We start from the raw sequence: 18757 nt of genomic DNA, 5'->3' as shown, positions 1-18757 counted from the left end.
CCAGGGCCCGTCCCGGCGGCGCGCCCCGCTCCCGTGCCTTGCGCCTCCGGCACGGGAGCGGGGGCTCAGCCCTCCGGGCTCAGGATTCGAGGTAGCGCAGCACCGCGAGGATGCGCCGGCTGTAGCCGGTGGTGTGGCTCAGCTCCAGCTTGTCGAAGACCGTGTTCAGGTTCTTCTCCACCGAGCTCAGCGAGATGTGCAGCTTCTGCGCGATGGCCGTGTTGGTGTGCCCCTGGGCCAGTGCCTCCAGCACCGTGCGCTCGCGCGGGGTGAGCCGGGCCAGCGGATCGCCGTGCGTGGTGCGGATGACCAGCTGGCGGATGACCTCCGGGTCGATCGCCGCCCCGCCCGCGTGGATGCGCTCCAGCGCGTCCAGGAACTCCTCGACCTGGGCCACCCGGTCCTTGAGCAGGTAGCCGACCCGCTCCGCGTTGGACGCCAGCAGCTTCGCCGCGTAGTTGCGCTCGATGTGCTGCGAGAGCACCAGCACGCTGACCTCCGGCCAGCGCTCGCGGATCTCCACAGCCGCCCGCAGCCCCTCGTCGGTGTGCGTCGGGGGCATCCGGATGTCGACCACGACGACGTCCGGCTTGCGCGCCTCCACCTCCTGGAGGAGCGTCACCGCGTCGCCGAGCGCCGCCAGGACCTCGTGGCCCTCCTCGACGAGCAGCCGGACCAGGCCCTCCCGCAGCAGGGTCGAGTCCTCGGCGAGGATTACGCGCATGGGATCTCCGCAGTGATGGTGGTCGGTCCCCCTGGGGGGCTGTCGACGTGCAGGACGCCGTCCAGCGCGGCCACCCGGCTGAGCAGCCCGGTCAGGCCGCTGCCGGCCGGGTCCGCGCAGCCGGTGCCGTTGTCCTCGACCCGGACGGTGAGCAGGGCGCCGTCGAGCGTCACCCGCACCGAGATGGCCGAAGCCGAGGAGTGCTTGGCGGCGTTGGTCACGGACTCGGACACCACGAAGTAGGCGGCCGTCTCCACGGGTTTGGGCAGCGCCGCGCCGACCTCGAACCGCGTCCGCAGCGGGATGCTGCACCGCTCGGCCACCCCGCCCAGCGCCTCTTCCAGGCCGAGGCTGTCCAGCGCCGAGGGGTAGACCCGCCAGGCCACCTCGCGCAGCTCGGTCAGCACGCCCTGGGACTCCTCGTGGGCCTGCAGCAGCAGTGCGCTCGCCTGTTCGGGGTTGCGCCCCCGGCGGGCCCGACCCAGCAGCATCCCCAGGGCCACCAGGCGCTGTTGGACGCCGTCGTGCAGGTCGCGCTCGATCCGCCGGCGCTCGGCGTCCACGGCCTGGACCACCGCGGCCCGGCTGGTGGCGAGTTCGTCGATCCGGCGCTGCAGCAGCTCCCGCTCGGAGGGGCCGAAGCACTCTCGGGCGATCCGGGTGTCCAGCGCCGCCAGCGAGTACAGGCCCTGCAGGTCGAGGAAGAGCAGGACGCCGCCCAGCAGTGCCTGGGTGAGGAGTTGGTCCCAGTCGAGGGTTCCCCGGGTCGCCCCGTTGACCATCAGCCCGGCCAGCATGGCGCCGAAGCCCAGCAGTCCGATCACGACGGCGCAGAGCAGACCGGTGTAGCAGCGCACCGCCAGGTAGCGCAGGAGTTTCTGGTCGGACGCCTTGTAGTGCTCGGGGAAGCGGTCGCCGAAGAAGACCGAACGCCGGTTGCGCTCCAGGGCCGTCAGCCGGCGCGCCCCGGCCACCAGGACCTCCAGCGCGCTCGGCCGGCTGCGCGGCCAGAGCAGGAAGGGACCGAAGGCGGCGCCGACGACGAGGAAGTACAGCGCGCCGACCAGGGCGGTCAGACAGCCGATCAGCACTCCCAGGCTGCGCCGCGGCCAGGAGGGGGGCGCCGTGGCGGCCTCGTCCTCAGCGGTGCCCTGGCCACCCGGGAACCCCGTCGGGTGGTGGGATGCGGCGCCCGCTGAATCTCCTCGCACGAGCCCCGAGCCTAGTGCGGCCGCGCAGCCCGGGCAAGATCGCCAGGACTGCGCGGCGGCCCGGGCCGTACGGTCGGGAAGAGCGGTTCCGGTCATGAACTGCGCCGCTGCTGCGCCTGGTTGCGGTTGCGCACCCGCACGGCCGGGCAGCCGGGGCCGCCCAGGGGGTCGACGAGGTCGGCGGCCCGGCCCGCGACGCCGTCCGCGGGTTCCTGGGGCAGCGCCGGGAGCATGAGGTGCACGGTGGTCTCCAAGCCTGCGGGGTCGGTCGGCCGGGGCGGGCGCCCCGATGCCCTTCCACGCTAGGAAGCGCTGCTCGGCGGCGGTATGAGGATTGCCGCCCGGTGCAGTGGTGTTCTCCGCAGTGCCGCTCCTGCGGAAACCCGCAGGGTCCGCGCAATGCCCGGCAAACGCCGGTGACCCTTTCCTGCCAACCCGCCGGGATTTCCTTTTCCGGGTTGTCGGACCGGGGCTACGTTGGGATCCGTTCGAGCGAATCGCCCGAACGAATCCCCACTCACAACCGGAGGTAGCCATGGAGAAGGAAATCGAGGCCGGCCTGGTCTACGAGGCCCCGGAGCTCTCGGAGCTCGGCGACTACGACGAGCTGACCCGTGGTGTCGGCTTCCCGCTGGCGGACTTCTTCATCCACTTCGACTAAGTCGAATCCGCGCCGACCGCGTCGAATCCGCTTCGACCGCGTCGGAACGGCCGGTCGCTGACCGGATGAACTGAACGACGTCAGGCGGCGGCGGAATGCGGGGGAATCACCCCCCGCATTCCGCCCTGCCGCTGCCCGCGGAATTGCGGAATCGCGGAATCGCGGAGGAACCGTGCTGGAGGAACCATGCTAGAGAACCCGGATCCCCCTGGTCCCTGGTTCGTCGCCCTGCCCGACTGCCCGTCCGCGGTCCGGGTGGCCCGGCGACTGGGCGACCACGTCGGATTCACCCTGACCCACGCCTCGGGGCGCCCCTGGGTGGTCGGACAGTCCCCGGACGGGAGCACCGGCATCGCCACCGCCGTCCACGCCCGGCACGGCACCACGGCGCTGCTGGTCACCGGCACCCACGCGCTGACCGGCAGTCAACTCGAAGACCGGGCGCGCCGGGTGCGGCACCACGCCGATCTGGACGGGTTCGCCGACTCCCTCGCCGGCAGCGCCCACCTGGTCGCGAGCATCGACGGCGCGGTCCGCGTCCAGGGCACCGCCTCGGGCGTGCGCCGGGTCTTCACCGCCACCGTCGACGGCTGCACCATCGCCTCCGACCGCGCCGACCTGCTCGCCACCCTGGCCGACGCCCCCCTGGACCCGGTCCGCCTCACCGCACGGCTGCTGGCCATGACCCCGTCCTCCCTCACCGAACCGCTCTGGTCCGGCGTCGACCTGGTGCCCGCGGACAGCTGCCTGCTGATCGGCGCGGACGGCCGCTCCCGGATCCGGCCGTGGTGGCAGCCGCCGCCGCAGGAGCTGGACCGCGCCCAGGGCGCGCCCGCCCTGCGACGGGCCCTCGCCGAGGCGGTCGCGGTGCGGGTCAGGGACCGCGCCGTGGTCGGCTCCGACCTCTCGGGCGGCCTGGACTCCACCCCACTCAGCTTCCTGGCCGCCGAGGCCACCGGCCGCGCCCGCGGCGGCCTGGTCACCGTGCGGATCGGCGTGGCCGACCCCACCCACGACGACCACGTCTGGGCGAGCAAGGCGCAGGACCTGCTGGACGGCGACCACATCACGCACACCGTCTTCCGGCCCGGCGAACTCCCTGACATGTTCGAGGACGTGGCCCGCCCCATCACCGGTCTGGATGAGCCCACCCGCTGGATCCGCCCGGTGGCCAGGCTCAAGGAGACCGCCCGCCGGCTGGCCGCCGCCGGCGCCTACGTGCACCTCACCGGACACGGCGGCGACGAAGTCCTCGCGGTCAAGCCCAGCTACCTGCACGACCTGACGCGCCGGCGCCCCGGGCTGGCCCGCGAACACCTCGCCGGCATGCGCGCCATGCGCCGCTGGTCCGCCTCCGCAACCCTGCGGGCCCTGGCCGACCGGCGTCCGTACGGCGTCTGGCTGGCCGCCGAGGCCGAGGACCTGACCAAGCCGTTCCCGCCGGCCAACCAGCCGCTGTTCGGCTGGGAGTACCCGCTGCGGCTGCCGCCGTGGGTCACCGCCGACGCCGCGTCCGGCCTCATCGACGAGCTGCGCCGGCGCGCCGGCGCAGCGCAGCCCTACGCCCCGACCCGCGCCGCGCACACCACCATCGACCTGGCCCGCCAGCTCGGTGCGGCGGTGCGGCTCGCGGAGACCGTCACCGGCGCCGAGGGCGCGGTCCTCCAGGCCCCCTACCTGGACGACCGGGTGCTGGAGGCCTGCCTGGCGGTCCGCCCCGAGGAGCGCAGCTCCCCGTGGACGTACAAGCCGCTCATGGTCGAGGCGATGCGGGGCACGATGCCCGAGGGGTCGCTGAACCGGGCCACCAAGGGCGAGTTCTCCGACGACTTCTTCCGCGGCCAGCAGCGCCACCGCGGCCAGCTCGCCGAGCTGTTCGAGCAGCCGCTGCTGGCCGGGCTGGGCCTGGTCGACGGCCCGACGCTGCGCCACATGGCGCTGTCCGCCTACCCGCCCGGCCTGCCCTGGGGCGCCCTCGACTCCACCATGGCCGTCGAGAACTGGCTGCGCGCCCGCGCCCGGTGGGGCCTGGCGCCCGCCGATGCGCCCGCCGACGCGCCCGCGACCGAACCGGCCGGTGCGAACCACGCGCCCGGCCACCAGCCCAGCCACCAGCCCGGCCACGAGCCGAACCACGGGAAGGACCGCCGTGCCCCTCAACCTCGCTGACGGTGTGTCGATCGCCGAGACCGACGACGGCGCGGTGCTGCTCGACGAGAGGTCGGGCCGCTACTGGCGGCTCAACGGCTCGGGCGCCCGCGTCCTCCAGGGCCTGCTCGCCGGCCGGGGCGCCCGGGAGGCAGCGGTCGAGGCGGCGGCCGGTGCCCGGGTGGCGCCCGAGCAGGCCGAGCAGGACGCCGCCGCCCTGCTCGCCAAGCTGCGCACGGCCGGGCTGGTGACGCCGTGAGTTCGCCCGTCGCCATCACCCACCGTCCCCGGCTGGCCGCGCACCGGCGGGTGCTGCCGTGGCTGGCCACGGCGGCGGCCCGGGTCCTGATGCACCAGCCGCCGGCCCGGATCCGTACGGTCCTGGAGTTCCTGCGCCGGGGCGCCCGGCCGTCCACCGCCGAGGAGGCGAGCCGCAGCCGCAGCGCGGTCGTCGCGGTGAGCGTCAGCTGCGCCGGCGAGGGCTGCGTCCAGCGCTCCCTGGCCACCGCGCTGCTCTGCCGGGTGCACGGCCACTGGCCCACCTGGTGCTCGGGCGTGCGGGTGGTCCCCTTCCTGGCGCACGCCTGGGTGGAGGTCGACGGCGAGCCGGTCGACGAGCCGTACCCGCGCGGCTACCACACCACCCTGATCCGGGTGCCCCCGCAGGAGCGGTCCGGGAAGCGGCCGGGAAGGCGGCCTGCCGCGCGGTCGGGAGCGCGGCGATGAGCGAGGCGACGAGCGCGCTCCCGAGGGCGGCGGAGACGACGGAACTGACCGGCTTCGGCCTCGGGCTGCGGATCGACGGCTTCGCGCCCGGCGACCACGGCCCGCAGGAGCTGCGCGCCCTGCTCTGGGAGTACGGCGTGCTGCACCTGACCGGCTTCCCGCGCGACCCGGCGGAGTTCACCGGGCTGGCGCGCTGGTTCGGCGAGCCCGAGACGGTCTTCCCCGCCGAGCACCGGGCGCCCGGGCACCCCGAGGTGCGCCTGCAGACGAACGTCCGCGGGCTCGGCGCCAACGCGGGCGGGCAGTACTGGCACGCCGACGGCTCCTTCGCGCCCGATCGCTCCCTGGTCACCCTGCTCACCTGCGACGAGGCCCCGCAGGAGGAGGGCGAGACGCTCTTCGCCGATCTGCGCGCCGGGCTCGCCGCCCTGCCCGAGGAGGTCCGGGCGGAGGTGTCCGGCCTGAACGGCAGCTTCCCGTGCCGGCAGATCGCCGAGCAGGACATGCGGCGGGCGACGGCGATGCGGACCGTCGTGCTGTCCGAGGAGGAGCGGCAGCGCAAGCTCGCCGAGCTGACCGACTTCGTCCGGCCCCTGGTGGCGCCGCACCACGCCACACGGCGCCCGGCCCTCGTCCTCAACGAGCACTGGCTGCGCGACATCCCGGGCCGCCCGGCGGCCGACAGCCGGCAGCTGCTCGCCCTGCTCTACGACACGGTGACGCGGCCGGCGAACGTCTATCGGCACCGCTGGACGGTCGGGGACGTCCTGGTCTGGGACAACGCCTCGGTGCTGCACAAGGCCGTCCCGGCCGCACCCGGCCACCGCAAGGTCACCCGGCGGATCACCAGCGTCGTGCCGGCCGCCCGCGCCTGAACTGCCCAGCCGGGCAGGGTGGATGTGAGATCTTCATGCGCACGCCGTGAGCGCGGACATGTCCGTGGTGATCCGGCCGCGCCATAATTTCTTCACACAGACATCTGTTCCGGCCGGGAAGGCCCCATTGAGCGACACGAGTGAGCATCAGGTGGTGCACCTCTGGTCGCTGGACGAGGACGTGGTCGTCGTCCCGGGCGACGGCGCGACGGAGACCGTGCTCAGCGGCCGGTGGGGCGTCCAGCGGCTCCCGGTGGACGGCCACGGCCTGGTGCGCGAGGCGCTGCGCCGGATGGAACTCGGGCCGGTGAACCTGACCAACGTGGACCGCGTGCCCGGTACGGGCGGCCGCGTCCCGACCGACCTGGTCCTGCTGCCGGCCCTGCGGCAGGTGGCCCACCTGGTGGTGCGCACCCTGGCGATGGACGACCTGGTGGGCCCGCTGCTGTCGGTCTACCCGTTGACCCGGAACGCGGCCTTCACGCTGGCCGGGCGTCCGGTGCGGCGGCTGCGGCTGGTGGTCGGCGCGACCCTGGTGGTCCGGACCGAGGGCGTGGTGCTGGAGACCCCGGCCAGCCCGTACCGGGTGGTGGTGCACCGTCCCGAGGCGTTCTGGGTCATCGGCATGCTGGTCCGCCCGTGCCTGCCGGAGGACGCGGTGGCCGCGCTCCCGCTGCCGCCCGGCGTCACCCGGGGGGTCATCGGCTACCTCCGGGCGGCCGGGATGGCCGTTCCGGCCGACCCGGTCCGCCCGGGCGCTGCCCGCTGACGGCGGATCAGGACAGCCGTCACAGCAGCCAGCCCGCCTCGCGGGCGGCGCGGATCGCGTCCACCCGGTTGCGCGCGTTGAGCTTGGAGACGATCGTCGTCAGGTAGTTGCGCACGGTGCCGGGGGAGAGCCGCAGCAACGTGGCGATCTCCGCCGGGTCGTGGCCCTCGGAGGCGAGCCGGAGGACCTCGGTCTCGCGTTCGGTGAGCGGGGTCTCCTCGCTGTTCCAGGTGTCCAGCGCGAGCTGGGGGTCGATCACCCGCTGTCCGGCCGCCACCCGGCGGATCGCGCTGGCCAGTTCGCCGGGCGGCGCGTCCTTGAGCAGGTATCCGGAGACCTGGGCCATCAGGGCCCGCCGCAGGGTGCCGGGCCGTCCCAGGTTGGTCAGGATCAGCGCACGGCACTCGGGCAGCCGCTCGCGCAGGCGGGCGGCCGCCGTCAGCCCGTCGACGCCCGGCAGGTCGATGTCGATCACGGCGACGTCCGGCCGGTGCTCCAGCGCCGCGTGCACGATCTCGTCGCCGCGGGCGACCTCGCAGACGACGCTGAGGTCGTCCTCCAGGTCCAGCAGTGCCACCAGGGCACCGCGCACCATGTGCATGTCCTCGGCCAGCAGAATGCGGATGTCCATGTCGAAGCTCCTCTGAGGCCGGGTGGGCCTGCGGTGGGGGACGGGAGGATGCGGACGGCGGGAGCGCCGGACGGACCCGGAGGTGGGGTCCGGGGCGGGTGGGGCCGGTGGTCAGGCCGCCGGGCCGCTGTGCGGCAGCACGGACGGTTGCCCGGGCTCCCAGGTGTCCGGGCCCTCGGTGGCCTCCCGCTGCTCGGGGGCGACGGAGACCGGGGCCTCCGCGGTCAGCTGAAACGTTCCGTCGGACAGATGGGCGACGGTCAGCCAGCCGGAGACGGAGTGCACGCGCATCCTGAGGTTCTCCAGGCCTGCGCCGCTGTGCTGCGAGGCGTCCCGGTAGCCCGGGTCCACCCCGTCGTTGGTCACCGTCAGCCGCACCCGGTCACCGCTCTGGACGGCCTCGATGGAACAGCGGCCGGCCCGTGAGTGCCGCAGCAGATTGGTGACCGCCTCGCGCAGGACGGCCGCGAGGACGGTGTTGACCTGCGGGCCCAGCTCGCCGAGCCGCACGGTGGTGGTCAGCTCCACGTCGGTGGCCTCCAGTACGCCCGCGACCGAGGAGAGTTCGCTCTCCAGGGACATCTCGCGCAGGCCGCGGGAGACCCGGCGGACGTCGGCCAGGGACTGGCGGGAGAGGGCCAGGACGTCCTCGACCTCCGTCTTGGCGCGCTGCGGCTGGATCAGGACGAGGCGGTGGATCAGCTCGCTCTTCAGGGTGATCGCGGACAGGCTGTAGCCGAGCAGGTCGTGCAGGTTGCGCGAGATGCGCAGCCGCTCCTGGATCACGGCGAGCCGCGCCAGCTCGTTCTGCGTCTCGTGCAACTGCCGTACCAGCGCGGTGAGTCTGGACAGTCCGTAGACGACGAGGCCGGTCAGCAGCGTCGACTGGGAGAGGTAGAGGCTGTCCAGCAGCGAGCGGTCGTCGAGCGCGGGGGGCACCAGCATGCTGAGTCCGACCGCGCCGTACAGCGGCCAGCCGAGCCGGGGCGGCAGGAGCAGCAGCAGCGAGCCCGCCAGGAACCCCGCCATGGCGCCCCACTGGGCGTCGAAGAGCGGCACCGGCAGGTAGGTGAGCAGCGCCTGGACGCCGAGGGTCGCCCACTTCCGCGCGGCGGGTGCCTGTTCGGCGCCCGGACGGGAGTGCTTCAGCTGGAGGAGGAAGATGGCGATCAGGAGGATCAGGCAGATCGCCATGTGCGCGGGTGACAGGTCGGTGCCCGCGATGTTGAGGGCCGTGATGCCGAGGTAACTCAGGAGCGCCGAGGTCAGGATGAGCAGCGCGAAGCGCGGGGCGAGTGGTGTGCGGTAGCCCCTCTCCGTTCCCTGTCCTCCGCCGCCGTCCGGTCGACTGGAGTCGTCGTGGCTGAGTTCATCGGGAACTTGCATCGTCTCCGCGGCCTTCTCTGCTCGCATCCCCCTGCGCGCACTTGTGTCGATCATATCTTGGCGTACGGAGGAAAGTTGAATGTCCGTCACACTCGACCGCCCTGCCTGGTACGCCGACCGCCGGTGGCCGGGGGAACCGGTGGCCGGGGCGGGGAGGCGCAGGCCGCGCCTCCCCGCCCCGTTCCTGACTGGGGCCTGCCCCTAGACGAACAGCGGTACGGGGTTGAGTTGTTCCCGTGGGAGCGGTGAGTTCCGCAGCCCCAGCGCCACCGGGACGTCGAAGAGCCGGCCCGGCGCGAACCGGGCCCAGAACTGCCGCATCCCGGGAACGATCACCTTCACGACCGGGATCCCGAGGTCCGCCCTCGTCTGGTCGAGCACCAGGAGCTCCATGCCGCGCTCCCGCACCAGCCCGGTGATCGCGGTGACGTCGTCCAGGAGGTCCCCGGTCGGCGTGTACGCCCAGTCGCCGGGGCACCGGGGAGCCGCCGCCGGGTCGGGCGTCAGGTAGGCGCAGCGGGCGAGCGTGGCGGTGCGCCACCACTCCAGCGCCTCCGGGTCGTCGACCCGGTACCCGGTGCCGCCGGCCGTCACCGCGCCGACCGCCGGCAGGAGTTGGCCCAGCTCGGTCAGCGCGCGGCGCAGCGCCAGCCGGGGGTCGAAGTGGGCGCCGAACCCGAAGACCACGTCCTCGGCGGGCTTGTCGGTGCGGCGCGACAGCGCCGCCATGACCGGGATCCCGAAGTCGGAGGTGAGGTCGAGCACCCAGAGCGAGCGGTTCAACCCGCGGTAGCCGTCGAGCAGTTCCGGCAGGTAGTCGGCGTCGAAGGCGGTGAGGTCCACTCCGGGCCGGCGGCTGCGGTTGTACCACCACAGCGCGACGGCGTCCCGCTCCACCAGCTCCAGGAAGCCCTGGACGAGCGCGTCCTCGGGCGAGCTGCCGGCCGCGTTGCCGTTGGAGTCCGCCCACAGGCCGTCGGGCGCGGCCTCCGCGGCGAAGTACAGCATCGACGTCGGCAGCAGCCGGTGCACACCCCCGGTCAGCGACCAGACCGGCGTCCAGTCGGTGGGCCGGTCCGGGTCTAAGGGCGGCGGCACGTACTGGAAGCGCGAACCCCGCGCGTTCCACCGCTCCCGCTCGCGGAACTGCTCCTCGCCGTACAGCTGGACGGCGTTGGGGTGCAGGGCGGCCGGCGCGAGGCCGCGCAGCGAGCCGCGGACCACCGGCTCGTCACCGTGCCGGGTGCCGCTGTACCGCTCCACGGCCTCGCACAGGGCGCTCACCCGAGCCTCGGTCTCGGTCAGGCCCTTGCCGCCGCTCAGGCTGCGCAGCCCGGCCCGCAGCCCGGCGAGCGAACGGCCGGGCATGGCGAGGTTGGGCCCGGACAGGAAGGCCTGGAGGAAGTCCGGGCTGCCGGGGGCCCGCCGGAGCTCCTTGACCACCCCGGTGACCGGATCCACCAGGTCGCGGTGGCGCTCCAGCATCTGCTCGGGCGTCAGGGCGCGGTGGCCGTTGCCGGTGCCGGCGGCCTTGGGCCGCGAGACCGGCCGGAAGGGCGCCCGGACCCGCCGGGCCACCAGGCCGCCGTCCCCGCAGGACGGGCACTGCGGGATCCGGGGGACCGGATGGGCGCCGGTGGCCATCGTGACGGTGTCCAGGGTGCGCACGGTGGACTGCTCCGGGCCGCGCAGCCCGCCCAGCCACTTCGCGGCCTCCAGCGCCGCCAGGTTCAGGGCGAGCCGGCGGACCACGGGCAGGGTCGCGGGCGGCAGGGGCACGGGGTCGGGCCGGCCGAGAGCGTGCCGGAGCACCTCCTCCGAGGTGCGGTGGCCGCGCAGCCGGGACGCCAGGCAGTGCCAGCAGGGGCCGTCGTCCGGGCGGAACACCGGGCCGAACCACGGGTTCGACCAGCCCAGCCGGACCGGGAGCCAGGGCGTCCCCTCCCGGCGGTGCGCGGCGTCGACGTCCGCGAGCCGGGGGGAGAGGTAGTCGTCGCAGAGCACCACGGACAGGTCCGCGGGGGCGCCCGGGTCCGTCACCGGGTGCAGGCCGGCGCCGGCCAGCGCCGTGCGGGCCTCGTCGGGGTCCGTGTCGTTCAGGGCGAGGACGCGTACCCGGGCCCGGGCGAGGGCGGCCGGCACCTGGCCGCCGTCGAGGCCCAGCAGGTCCCAGAACGCTTCGGCGGCCGGGCCCTCGGTGTCCTTCCCGGTGCGGTGCCGCGTCCGGTCCTCGGGCCGCTGCGGTGTCCGGCGGGCGGATCGGCAGGCGGGGCGCACCCGCAGCAGGCCCGCCGAGTCGAGCGCCCGCAGGGAGCAGAGGGCGTCCTCGGCGGCGAGCGCCGGTGCCGCCTCCCGCAGGACGGCGTCGGTGGTGCGGGTGCCGTCCAGGAGGGGCGCCAGCACCTCGGCGGGTACTCCGCGCAGTGTGGTCAGCCCGCGTTGGGAGACCAGGTACACCGCCTGCCCGGGCACGGTTTCGGGCCGGAGATGGCTCTTGAAGCCTACCCGGCCGGTGTCGTCGGTCGTCGTTGTCGGTTCGTTCCCCCGTGTGATGGTCATGCGCCGAGCTGACCCCCGGTGGTCGACGTGGGCGCGGGCTGGGCCGACATGACGCAGACGGTGAACAGGGCCACGCCCTGCGGCGCGACGGTGTCGAGGTCCTCGATCACCAGGTCGGTGGCGGCGGTGCCGAGGGCGGCGTTGCCGGTGACGGTGCGGATGGTCGGAAGGGTGTTCATTGCTGCCGGTTCTCCTTCTGTTTCTGACGAAACGTTTCGGCCCGCGGTGGGGTTCGCGCCAAGATTCTGCGAAAACGGTAAAGGAAAGGGAAAGTGTTGCCATCACTTCCGGAGTGTGAAGACGTCATGCCGCCGGGCTCGTGACGTCACGCCACCGAGCTGGTGAACGGCACGACCCGGCGCGACTGCCGCCCGAGCAGGGCCATGCCCAGCGGGGTCACCGTGTGCAGGGCGCTGCTGCCCACCCGCCGGGTGCTGATCAGCCCGGTCTCCCGCAGGACCGCGGCATGCCGGCTCGCGACCCCCGGCGTCACCCCCAGCCGGGCCGCGAGCTGGGAGTTGGTGGAGGTGTCGGTCAGCACCCGCAGGGCCGCGGCCCTGGTCTGCCCGACGAGGGCGCTCAGCGCCTGGGACTCGCCCTCCGCACCGCCGTGGCCGTCCGCGACCGGGGCGTCGTCCCAGCCGGCGACCAGCTCGGGCGCGGCCGAGAAGACCAGCACGGTCTGGCCGCTGTCCCGTTCCCGGGTCACCACCCGCCCGGTCTCGCCGGGCAGGAACACCGAGGGCTTGAGCACCAGGCCCCGCCCGTCGAGGGCGACGTCCAGGTCGGGTCCGTCGTCCACCTCCAGGACCGGCGCCTTCCAGGAGATCCGCGGGTGCAGCGTCGACAGCAGCTGCTCCACCCCGCCGGCGGCCGCGATCCTGCCGTGCGCGTCGCAGACCGCCTCCAGCCGTTGGAGCATCCGCCCCCAGTACGGGGCCACCCCGGCGCGCCACATGTCGAGCGCCAGCCGGGTGTCCTCCTCGCCGGCGCCCGGTGCCCGCTGCGCCGCCTCCTCGTGCGCCGGCCGTTCGAGCAGCCGCAGCGGCACGTTCTCGGCGCCCCGGGTGAGCGGCACCGGCAGCGCCGCCCGGGTGCTGCCCCGCAGGGCGTTGCGGACGGCGACGGACCACCGTACGTTCACGTCGGCGGGCCAGGGCCGGGTCAGCAGCCGCAGCGCGAAGACGCCCTCCAGCAGGGGCCCCAGGCTGCTCTGCAGCCGGACGCGCGCCAGATCGGTACCCGTGAAGTGAACCCGCTGCATCGATGCCGCCCCCGAACGTCGGTGTCATGACACTTCGACAGTGGGCTCGCGGCGCCCGCGGGAACAGTGCCTGGCTCCCGTGGGCCGTGTGCGTGCGTCATGCGGCGGACCGTGAGAATCTCAGGGATCGGCGGCGGGCGGTCGGCGGGGGCGGTCCGCGGGGGTGGTCGGAGGCCGCGCCCCGTGGTTACGGAAAACCGCAGCGGGACTGGGCGGTTGACCGCATGGTGGCGGCCGAGCGGGTACTCCTAGCCTGGACGGCATGATCGCAACGTTGGCTTCCGTGTCGCTCGCCTCCCCCTCCGCCGAGCCCGTGGGCGGCATCGCCGGATGGGCCGTCGACGTCATGTCCACCCTCGGTGCCGTGGGCTCGGGCCTGACCAACCTGGTGGACACCGTTCTGCCGTTCATCCCCAGCGAGATCATCCTCCCCGTCGCCGGGTTCGCGGCCGGACAGGGCAAGCTGAGCCTGCCGGCCGTCATCCTCTGGACCACCATCGGGTCCATCGTCGGCTCCTGGATCGTGTACGCGGTGGGCGCCCTGCTGGGGCGCGAGCGGACCCGGGCGCTGGCCGCCCGGATCCCGCTGCTCAGCGCGCACGAGATCGACAAGGCCGACGCGTGGTTCGAACGGCACGGCCGCAAGGCCGTGTTCATCGCCCGCATGGTGCCGGTGGTGCGCAGCCTCATCTCGGTTCCGGCCGGGATCCAGCGGATGCCGCTGCTGCCCTTCACCGTCATGACCGCCGCCGGCAGTCTGATCTGGAACACCCTGTTCGTGCTGCTGGGGTACTGGCTGGGCGACAACTGGCAGCTGGTGGAGGAGTACGGCGGCTGGGTGTCGAAGGGCGTCGTGGTGGTGGGCGTCCTGGTGGTCGGCCGCTGGTTCCTGGTGCGGATGCGCCGTCGGCCGAGCGCCCGGCACCGCGGGTGACACCGCAGGCGGCGTCGACCGGTGGTTCGGCGTCACATGATCGAGGGGCGGTCCTCCGGGGCCGCCCCTCGGGCGTGTCCGGCGTTGCCGGGGTGGGACCTATCATGGCGTAGGTGAAGTTCCTGATGGTGCCCGGTGGTTGGTGCGGCGGGTGGGCGTTCGACCCGGTGGCGGCCGAGCTGCGCCGGGGCGGTCACCAGGTCGAGGCGGTGACACTGGCGGGGCTGGAGCCGGACGGCCCGGACGATCGGGACCGGCCGCCGAACCTCGACACCCACATCGACCAGGTGGCCGAGCTCGTCGAGGGGAGCGGGGGCGGGCCGCTGGCGCTGTGCGGGCACAGCTACGGCGGGATGGTGATCGCCGGTGCCGCGGACCGGGTCGGTGACCGGCTCGACCAGCTCGTCTTCATCGATGCCTACGTCCCGGCGGACGGGGACTCCTGCTGGTCGCTGACCAGCGACCACTTCCGGGGGTTGTTCACCTGCGGCTCCCGTGCCGACGGCCGGTGGGTGGCCGTGCCCGAGCGGTTCGACCCCCGGGCGCGGCCGCATCCGTTGCCGAGCCTCCTCCAGTCGGTCAGGCTGGGGGGCGGCTCCGGGCACGGGTACGGCCGTACCTTCGTCAGCGGTGGCGCATGGCCGGCCAGCCCGTTCGGGCCGCTGACGGAGCGGTTGCGCGAGGACCCGGCCTGGCGGGTGCACGAGCTTCCGGTCGGTCACGACATCGCCCGCCGCGACCCGTCCGGTCTGGCGGCCGTGCTCGACGCGCTGGCCCCGGACACCGGCTGACGGGTCGCTGGTGTCCAGGGGGCGATCGGGGCGGTGCAGGGGAGTGCTACGCGCGGCAGGGGAGGACGATGTCGAGGATCTCCCGGACGCGGTCGGTGAGGTCCTGGCGGTTGTGCTCGACCCAGGAGATGTGCTGGCTGCCGAAGAACGCGGCGACGACGACGCGGGCGATGGTGGCGGCGTCGGCGGTGGGCTGCCAGGCGTTCTCGTGCTGGGCGCGGGCCAGGAGTTCGGTGATGAGCTGGGTGAACCCGCTGAACGGCGTCGGCATGTCGGCGTTGACCAGGTTCCGCTCGATCTGCAGCCGGGCACCGGCCTGCGCCACCGGGTTGTCCCGCAGGAAGACGGCGGTCTGAAGGAGGAACTCGGCGACCGCGTCCAGCGGCGGGAGCTGCTTGTCCATCACCGCCTCGGCGACGGCGGGCAGCTGGGTGTAGAACTCCTCGGTCACCGCGACGGCCACCGCCTCCTTGTTCTTGAAGTGGAAGTAGACGGCGCCCTTGGTCACCTCCGCCCGGTCGGCGATGTCCTGGAGCGTGACAGCGGGGAAGCCCTTGTCGGCGAAGGCCCTGGCAGCGGCGTCCAGCAGCTGCCTGCGGGTCTGGCCGGCGCGTTCCTGCTTGAGTTCCCGCAGGGCGGTCTTGGTCCCGACGGCTGTCCACAGATCGCTGTTGCGGCTGTTCATGGTCCCTCTCCCGTGCTGGTCTCTGCTGCGAGGCCGAGCCTTGCTTGATACCTCTGCGAAGGTATATTTTTGTTCGCACCCGATTTTAATACGCCGGGGGGCCGCGGGCCAGCCGCCCGGGCGGTTCGACGTGAGAACGCCGTCTCCGGCCGCCCTGAGCGCGGGGTGCCGACGCCACCGAACGAGGGCTGAGCCCGTCCGTGGCGGTCAAGTGGACCCCCGGTGCGTGCGTCGATCGGCCGGTACCCGGCCGACGGGCTCCGCCCGGCCAGGAATGTCCCGGCATTGCACCGCTCCCGGTTTCCCGGGCCTTCCGCCGGCCGCGACCGATTTTATTCCCGTCGGTATATTCGGCGCTCCCGCCGGCCTTTGTTCGCGCGCTTGTCCACGCCCTCGTGTGCACCCGCTGTGTGCGTGCCGTGCAACCGGGGATTTCCCCGGTTGCACACCGTGCAGTCGATGCCGGAACAGGCTTGAAAAAAAATACCTTGGCAAAGGTATCCTTACGTTCGGGTCGATCGGAGCCGCACTGCTGGGCTCCGTGGCCTCCGGCCGTGATCGGCGTGCGCGGTTGGCGGTGGGGCGGCGCCCCACCGCCAGGGCGCGCACATCCGTTCGCGGTACGGGAAGGAGCGCGCGGCAAACCCCGGGAAAGCAGTCGAATTTGCTGGTCCTTGACAGGCCGACAAATTCCTTGGTTTCCTCGGGAAAGCGACAACGGAAACACCGAAAGAATTGCCGCGGAAAGCGCGGGAAAGAATTCGACGAACAATCATCCCCACAACCCAAAGGTGCGAAAAATGAAGTCCGCTTGGATCGATCTCCGTGGTTTCGCCGGTGAGCTCGCGTCTGCCGTCATCGAGGAGAGTGCTCACCTCGGTGTCGAGGCGGTCGTCTTCGACGACCCGGATCTGGCGGGGAAGGTCCCGCCGAACCTGACGAAGGTGGCGGTGGTCAATGGTGAGACGCCGACCACGCTGATCGACCGGTTGGTCGAGGTGGTGGATCTGCTGGTGGCGGATCACTCGATCGCGGAGAAGTTCGAGGGTCTGCGTCCGGGGCTGCGCACGGGTGTGCTGGTGCGGGTGCTGGATGAGCAGACGCTGGATGTCGCGTGCAAGGTGGCGAACCGGGCGGAGGTGACGCTGGTGGAGTTCCGGCAGGACCCGAGCAAGATTCCGCTGGAGATCCTGCTGGCGGCGGCGGACCAGGCCAAGGGTTCGATCGTGACGGTGGTCGAGGACATCGAGGACGCGAAGATCACCATCGGGGTGCTGGAGCGTGGTTCGGACGGTGTGCTGTTCACGCCGAAGCGGGTGGGTGAGGTGACCGAGCTGGTCGAGGCGACTCATGGTCAGGTGGCGTCGCTGGACCTGGAGCCGCTGGAGATCGTCCAGTTGCAGCACCTGGGTCTGGGGGACCGGGTGTGTGTGGACACCTGCTCGCACCTGCGTCCGAACGAGGGGATCCTGCTGGGTTCGTACTCCAGTGGTCTGATGCTGGTCTCCAGTGAGACGCACCCGCTGCCGTACATGCCGACGCGTCCGTTCCGGGTGAACGCGGCTGCGCTGTCGACGTACACGCTGACGCCGGGCAACCGGACGCAGTACCTGTCGGAGCTGCACTGCGGTTCGGAGATCCTGGCGGTCAGCACGGACGGCAGTGTGCGCACGGTGATCGTGGGGCGGATCAAGATGGAGTCGCGTCCGATGCTGCGGATCGAGGCGCGGACCGCGAGCGGTCAGCTGGTGGACATGGTCGGTCAGGACGACTGGCACGTGCGGGCGCTGGGCCCGGGCGGCAGCGTCCACAACTTCACCGAGCTGCGCAAGGGCGACGTCATCCTGGGCCACACCATGACCGACCAGCGCCACGTCGGCTACGCGATCCGCGAGTTCCTCCACGAGCAGTAAGCGCGTCCGACCCGCGCCGCTCACGCGGTCAACCGGGGAAACGGCCGGTCAGCGCGGCGCCCGACCAACGTCCTCCACGTCCCTAGGATCCGAAGGAAGAGAGTGCGTGAGATGGCGCTCATAGTGCAGAAGTACGGCGGAACCTCGGTCGCCACACCGGAGAAGATCATCGAAGCGGCCCGGCAGGCCCGGGCCGCCCGCGAGGACGGGCACCAGGTCGTCGTGGTGGTGTCCGCCATGGGCGGCGCCACCGACGGCCTGCTGCGCCTGGCCTCCGCGGTGTCCGACCACCCCGAACCGCGCGAGCTCGACGGCCTGCTCTCCACGGGCGAGGCCGCCTCCTCCGCGCTGCTGGCGCTGGCGCTCAACCAGCAGGGCGTCAGCAGCCGGTCGTTCAGCGGCGCGGAGGCCGGCATCCGCACCGACCACCGCCACGGCCGGGCCGCGATCGTCAAGGTGGACCCGCGCCGGCTGCGGGAGGAACTCGGCAGAGGAACGGTCCCCGTCGTCGCCGGCTTCCAGGGCGAATCGGTCCTCACCGGGGCCTGCACCACCCTGGGCCGCGGCGGCTCGGACACCACCGGTGTCGCCCTGGCCGCCGCGCTCGACGCGGACCACTGCGAGATCGTCACCGACGTCGCCGGCGTCTACACCGCCGACCCCCGGTCGGTCGTCGGCGCCCGGCGCCACGCCGGCCTCTCCTACGAGGAGATGGCCGAACTCGCGGTCAGCGGCGCCAAGGTGCTCGCCGCCGACTCCGTGGACTACGCCCGCACCCACGGCGTCGAGTTGAAGGTCCGCGCCAACAACAGCGCGACCGGCCCGAAGACCTGGGTCGGCCACGGCCGCAGCGCCGGCGGCCCGACGCCCGGGGACTCCTGGACGGCCAACGGCCAGAGCTGTCCGATCGCCGGCGTCGCCGGGCGCTCCGGCCTGGTCCGCTGCGTCCTGCGGCGGATCGGCCCGGACCACGTCCTGCGGCTGCTCCGGGAGTTGGCCGAACGCGAGACCGAGGTCGAACTGCGCCGCTACGGCAACTACGGCACCGAGGACCTCGGCGACATCGCGCTCACCCTCCCCGAGGAGAGCGCGGAGGAGCTGCGGGAACTGCTGGCCGACTCCGACCGCGGGATCCGCCTCGACGAGGCGCACTGGACCTCGAACCTGTCCAGGCTCTCCGTCGTCGGCCTCGGCATCGGCCGCCGGCCGTACGCGCCGCTGCGCCTGCTCGAAGCCCTGCGCTCGGTCGACGCCGCGCGTACCGACGTCCACGTCACCTCCAACCGGATCAGCGTGCTGACCGGGCGGAGCGACCTCGCCGAGGCGACCCAGATCGTCCACGACACCTTCGTGACCGATCCGGAGGTGCACCGGATCGAGGCGACGGACTCGGACGACGCCGACCCGACCTGGTCGCTGACCGCCGAACGCGGCCGTCTCGACGTCGCGGTGCCCGCCCTGGCCGCCGCCGAGTAGACCC

General features: G+C 73.0%; 19 protein-coding genes. 10 read left to right on the top strand and 9 right to left on the bottom strand.

Annotated elements, in window-relative coordinates; translation table 11 throughout:
* Positions 1-79: 79 nt before the first annotated feature.
* The 3 genes from CRP52_RS06960 to CRP52_RS39275 form a co-directional block, all read right to left on the bottom strand.
* Positions 80-724, bottom strand: coding sequence for a response regulator transcription factor (locus CRP52_RS06960; RefSeq protein WP_179852703.1), 645 nt, complete (start codon positions 722-724; stop codon positions 80-82).
* Positions 715-1935, bottom strand: a complete 1221-nt coding sequence (locus CRP52_RS06955) for a sensor histidine kinase (RefSeq protein WP_306458843.1) — start codon at positions 1933-1935, stop codon at positions 715-717. Before CRP52_RS06955 ends, CRP52_RS06960 begins: the two co-directional genes overlap by 10 nt.
* 92 nt (positions 1936-2027) lie before the next feature.
* Positions 2028-2189: a hypothetical protein gene (locus CRP52_RS39275; RefSeq protein WP_257032328.1), complete on the bottom strand. Its 162-nt coding sequence runs from the start codon at positions 2187-2189 to the stop codon at positions 2028-2030.
* 281 nt (positions 2190-2470) lie between these two features.
* Here CRP52_RS39275 and CRP52_RS37370 point away from each other — a divergent pair, with 281 nt between their 5' ends.
* The 6 genes from CRP52_RS37370 (at position 2471) to CRP52_RS06930 (ending at position 7114) form a co-directional block, all read left to right on the top strand.
* Positions 2471-2596: a lasso RiPP family leader peptide-containing protein gene (locus tag CRP52_RS37370; protein ID WP_107474887.1), complete on the top strand. Its 126-nt coding sequence runs from the start codon at positions 2471-2473 to the stop codon at positions 2594-2596.
* Positions 2597-2782: 186 nt separating this feature from the next.
* The gene (locus CRP52_RS39270) at positions 2783-4765 is read left to right on the top strand and encodes an asparagine synthase-related protein (RefSeq protein ID WP_097235600.1); all 1983 of its coding nucleotides are present in this window, start codon (positions 2783-2785) and stop codon (positions 4763-4765) included.
* On the top strand, positions 4746-5003 hold the full coding sequence (locus CRP52_RS06945; RefSeq protein ID WP_257032327.1) for a lasso peptide biosynthesis PqqD family chaperone: 258 nt from the start codon (positions 4746-4748) through the stop codon (positions 5001-5003). The genes CRP52_RS39270 and CRP52_RS06945 overlap by 20 nt, the downstream gene beginning before the upstream one ends.
* Positions 5000-5470: a lasso peptide biosynthesis B2 protein gene (locus CRP52_RS06940; RefSeq protein ID WP_097235598.1), complete on the top strand. Its 471-nt coding sequence runs from the start codon at positions 5000-5002 to the stop codon at positions 5468-5470. Before CRP52_RS06945 ends, CRP52_RS06940 begins: the two co-directional genes overlap by 4 nt.
* Complete coding sequence (locus CRP52_RS06935) at positions 5467-6345, top strand: TauD/TfdA dioxygenase family protein (protein WP_097235597.1); 879 nt, start codon at positions 5467-5469, stop codon at positions 6343-6345. Before CRP52_RS06940 ends, CRP52_RS06935 begins: the two co-directional genes overlap by 4 nt.
* Positions 6346-6472: 127 nt before the next feature.
* On the top strand, positions 6473-7114 hold the full coding sequence (locus tag CRP52_RS06930) for an NADH oxidase (RefSeq protein ID WP_143685668.1): 642 nt from the start codon (positions 6473-6475) through the stop codon (positions 7112-7114).
* A 19-nt stretch (positions 7115-7133) separates the two neighbouring features.
* Here the strand turns inward: CRP52_RS06930 and CRP52_RS06925 are convergent, their stop codons facing one another.
* From CRP52_RS06925 to CRP52_RS06905, 5 genes are all read right to left on the bottom strand, one after another.
* Positions 7134-7745 (bottom strand): response regulator transcription factor, encoded by a 612-nt coding sequence (locus CRP52_RS06925; protein ID WP_097235595.1) that lies wholly within the window; start codon positions 7743-7745, stop codon positions 7134-7136.
* A 111-nt stretch (positions 7746-7856) separates the two neighbouring features.
* Positions 7857-9131 (bottom strand): sensor histidine kinase, encoded by a 1275-nt coding sequence (locus CRP52_RS06920; RefSeq protein ID WP_097235594.1) that lies wholly within the window; start codon positions 9129-9131, stop codon positions 7857-7859.
* Between the two features lie 201 nt (positions 9132-9332).
* Positions 9333-11690: a TOMM precursor leader peptide-binding protein gene (locus CRP52_RS06915; RefSeq protein WP_097235593.1), complete on the bottom strand. Its 2358-nt coding sequence runs from the start codon at positions 11688-11690 to the stop codon at positions 9333-9335.
* Complete coding sequence (locus CRP52_RS06910; RefSeq protein WP_097235592.1) at positions 11687-11869, bottom strand: hypothetical protein; 183 nt, start codon at positions 11867-11869, stop codon at positions 11687-11689. Before CRP52_RS06910 ends, CRP52_RS06915 begins: the two co-directional genes overlap by 4 nt.
* A 146-nt stretch (positions 11870-12015) precedes the next feature.
* The gene (locus CRP52_RS06905) at positions 12016-12954 is read right to left on the bottom strand and encodes an ArsR/SmtB family transcription factor (protein ID WP_097235591.1); all 939 of its coding nucleotides are present in this window, start codon (positions 12952-12954) and stop codon (positions 12016-12018) included.
* Between the two features lie 262 nt (positions 12955-13216).
* Here CRP52_RS06905 and CRP52_RS06900 point away from each other — a divergent pair, with 262 nt between their 5' ends.
* The gene (locus CRP52_RS06900) at positions 13217-13888 is read left to right on the top strand and encodes a DedA family protein (RefSeq protein WP_097235590.1); all 672 of its coding nucleotides are present in this window, start codon (positions 13217-13219) and stop codon (positions 13886-13888) included.
* Positions 13889-14001: 113 nt separating this feature from the next.
* Positions 14002-14679 carry an alpha/beta fold hydrolase gene (locus CRP52_RS06895; protein ID WP_257032326.1) on the top strand — a complete coding sequence of 226 codons (678 nt, stop codon included), beginning with the start codon at positions 14002-14004 and terminating at the stop codon, positions 14677-14679.
* 46 nt (positions 14680-14725) lie between these two features.
* Here CRP52_RS06895 and CRP52_RS06890 read toward each other — a convergent pair whose 3' ends face one another.
* Complete coding sequence (locus CRP52_RS06890; protein WP_097235589.1) at positions 14726-15364, bottom strand: ScbR family autoregulator-binding transcription factor; 639 nt, start codon at positions 15362-15364, stop codon at positions 14726-14728.
* Between the two features lie 674 nt (positions 15365-16038).
* Between CRP52_RS06890 and CRP52_RS06885 the strand changes: the two genes are divergently transcribed.
* Together CRP52_RS06885 and CRP52_RS06880 are read left to right on the top strand one after the other, a co-directional pair.
* Positions 16039-17277: a 3-dehydroquinate synthase II family protein gene (locus tag CRP52_RS06885; protein ID WP_218893076.1), complete on the top strand. Its 1239-nt coding sequence runs from the start codon at positions 16039-16041 to the stop codon at positions 17275-17277.
* Positions 17278-17388: 111 nt separating this feature from the next.
* Positions 17389-18753 (top strand): aspartate kinase, encoded by a 1365-nt coding sequence (locus tag CRP52_RS06880; RefSeq protein ID WP_097235588.1) that lies wholly within the window; start codon positions 17389-17391, stop codon positions 18751-18753.
* Positions 18754-18757 lie beyond the last annotated feature (4 nt).

Origin of the sequence: Streptomyces sp. 1331.2 (assembly GCF_900199205.1) — a bacterium.
Taxonomy (GTDB): domain Bacteria; phylum Actinomycetota; class Actinomycetes; order Streptomycetales; family Streptomycetaceae; genus Kitasatospora.
The sequence above is the reverse complement of the archived record's forward strand: the minus strand, read 5'-3'. Positions and strand labels throughout refer to the sequence as shown.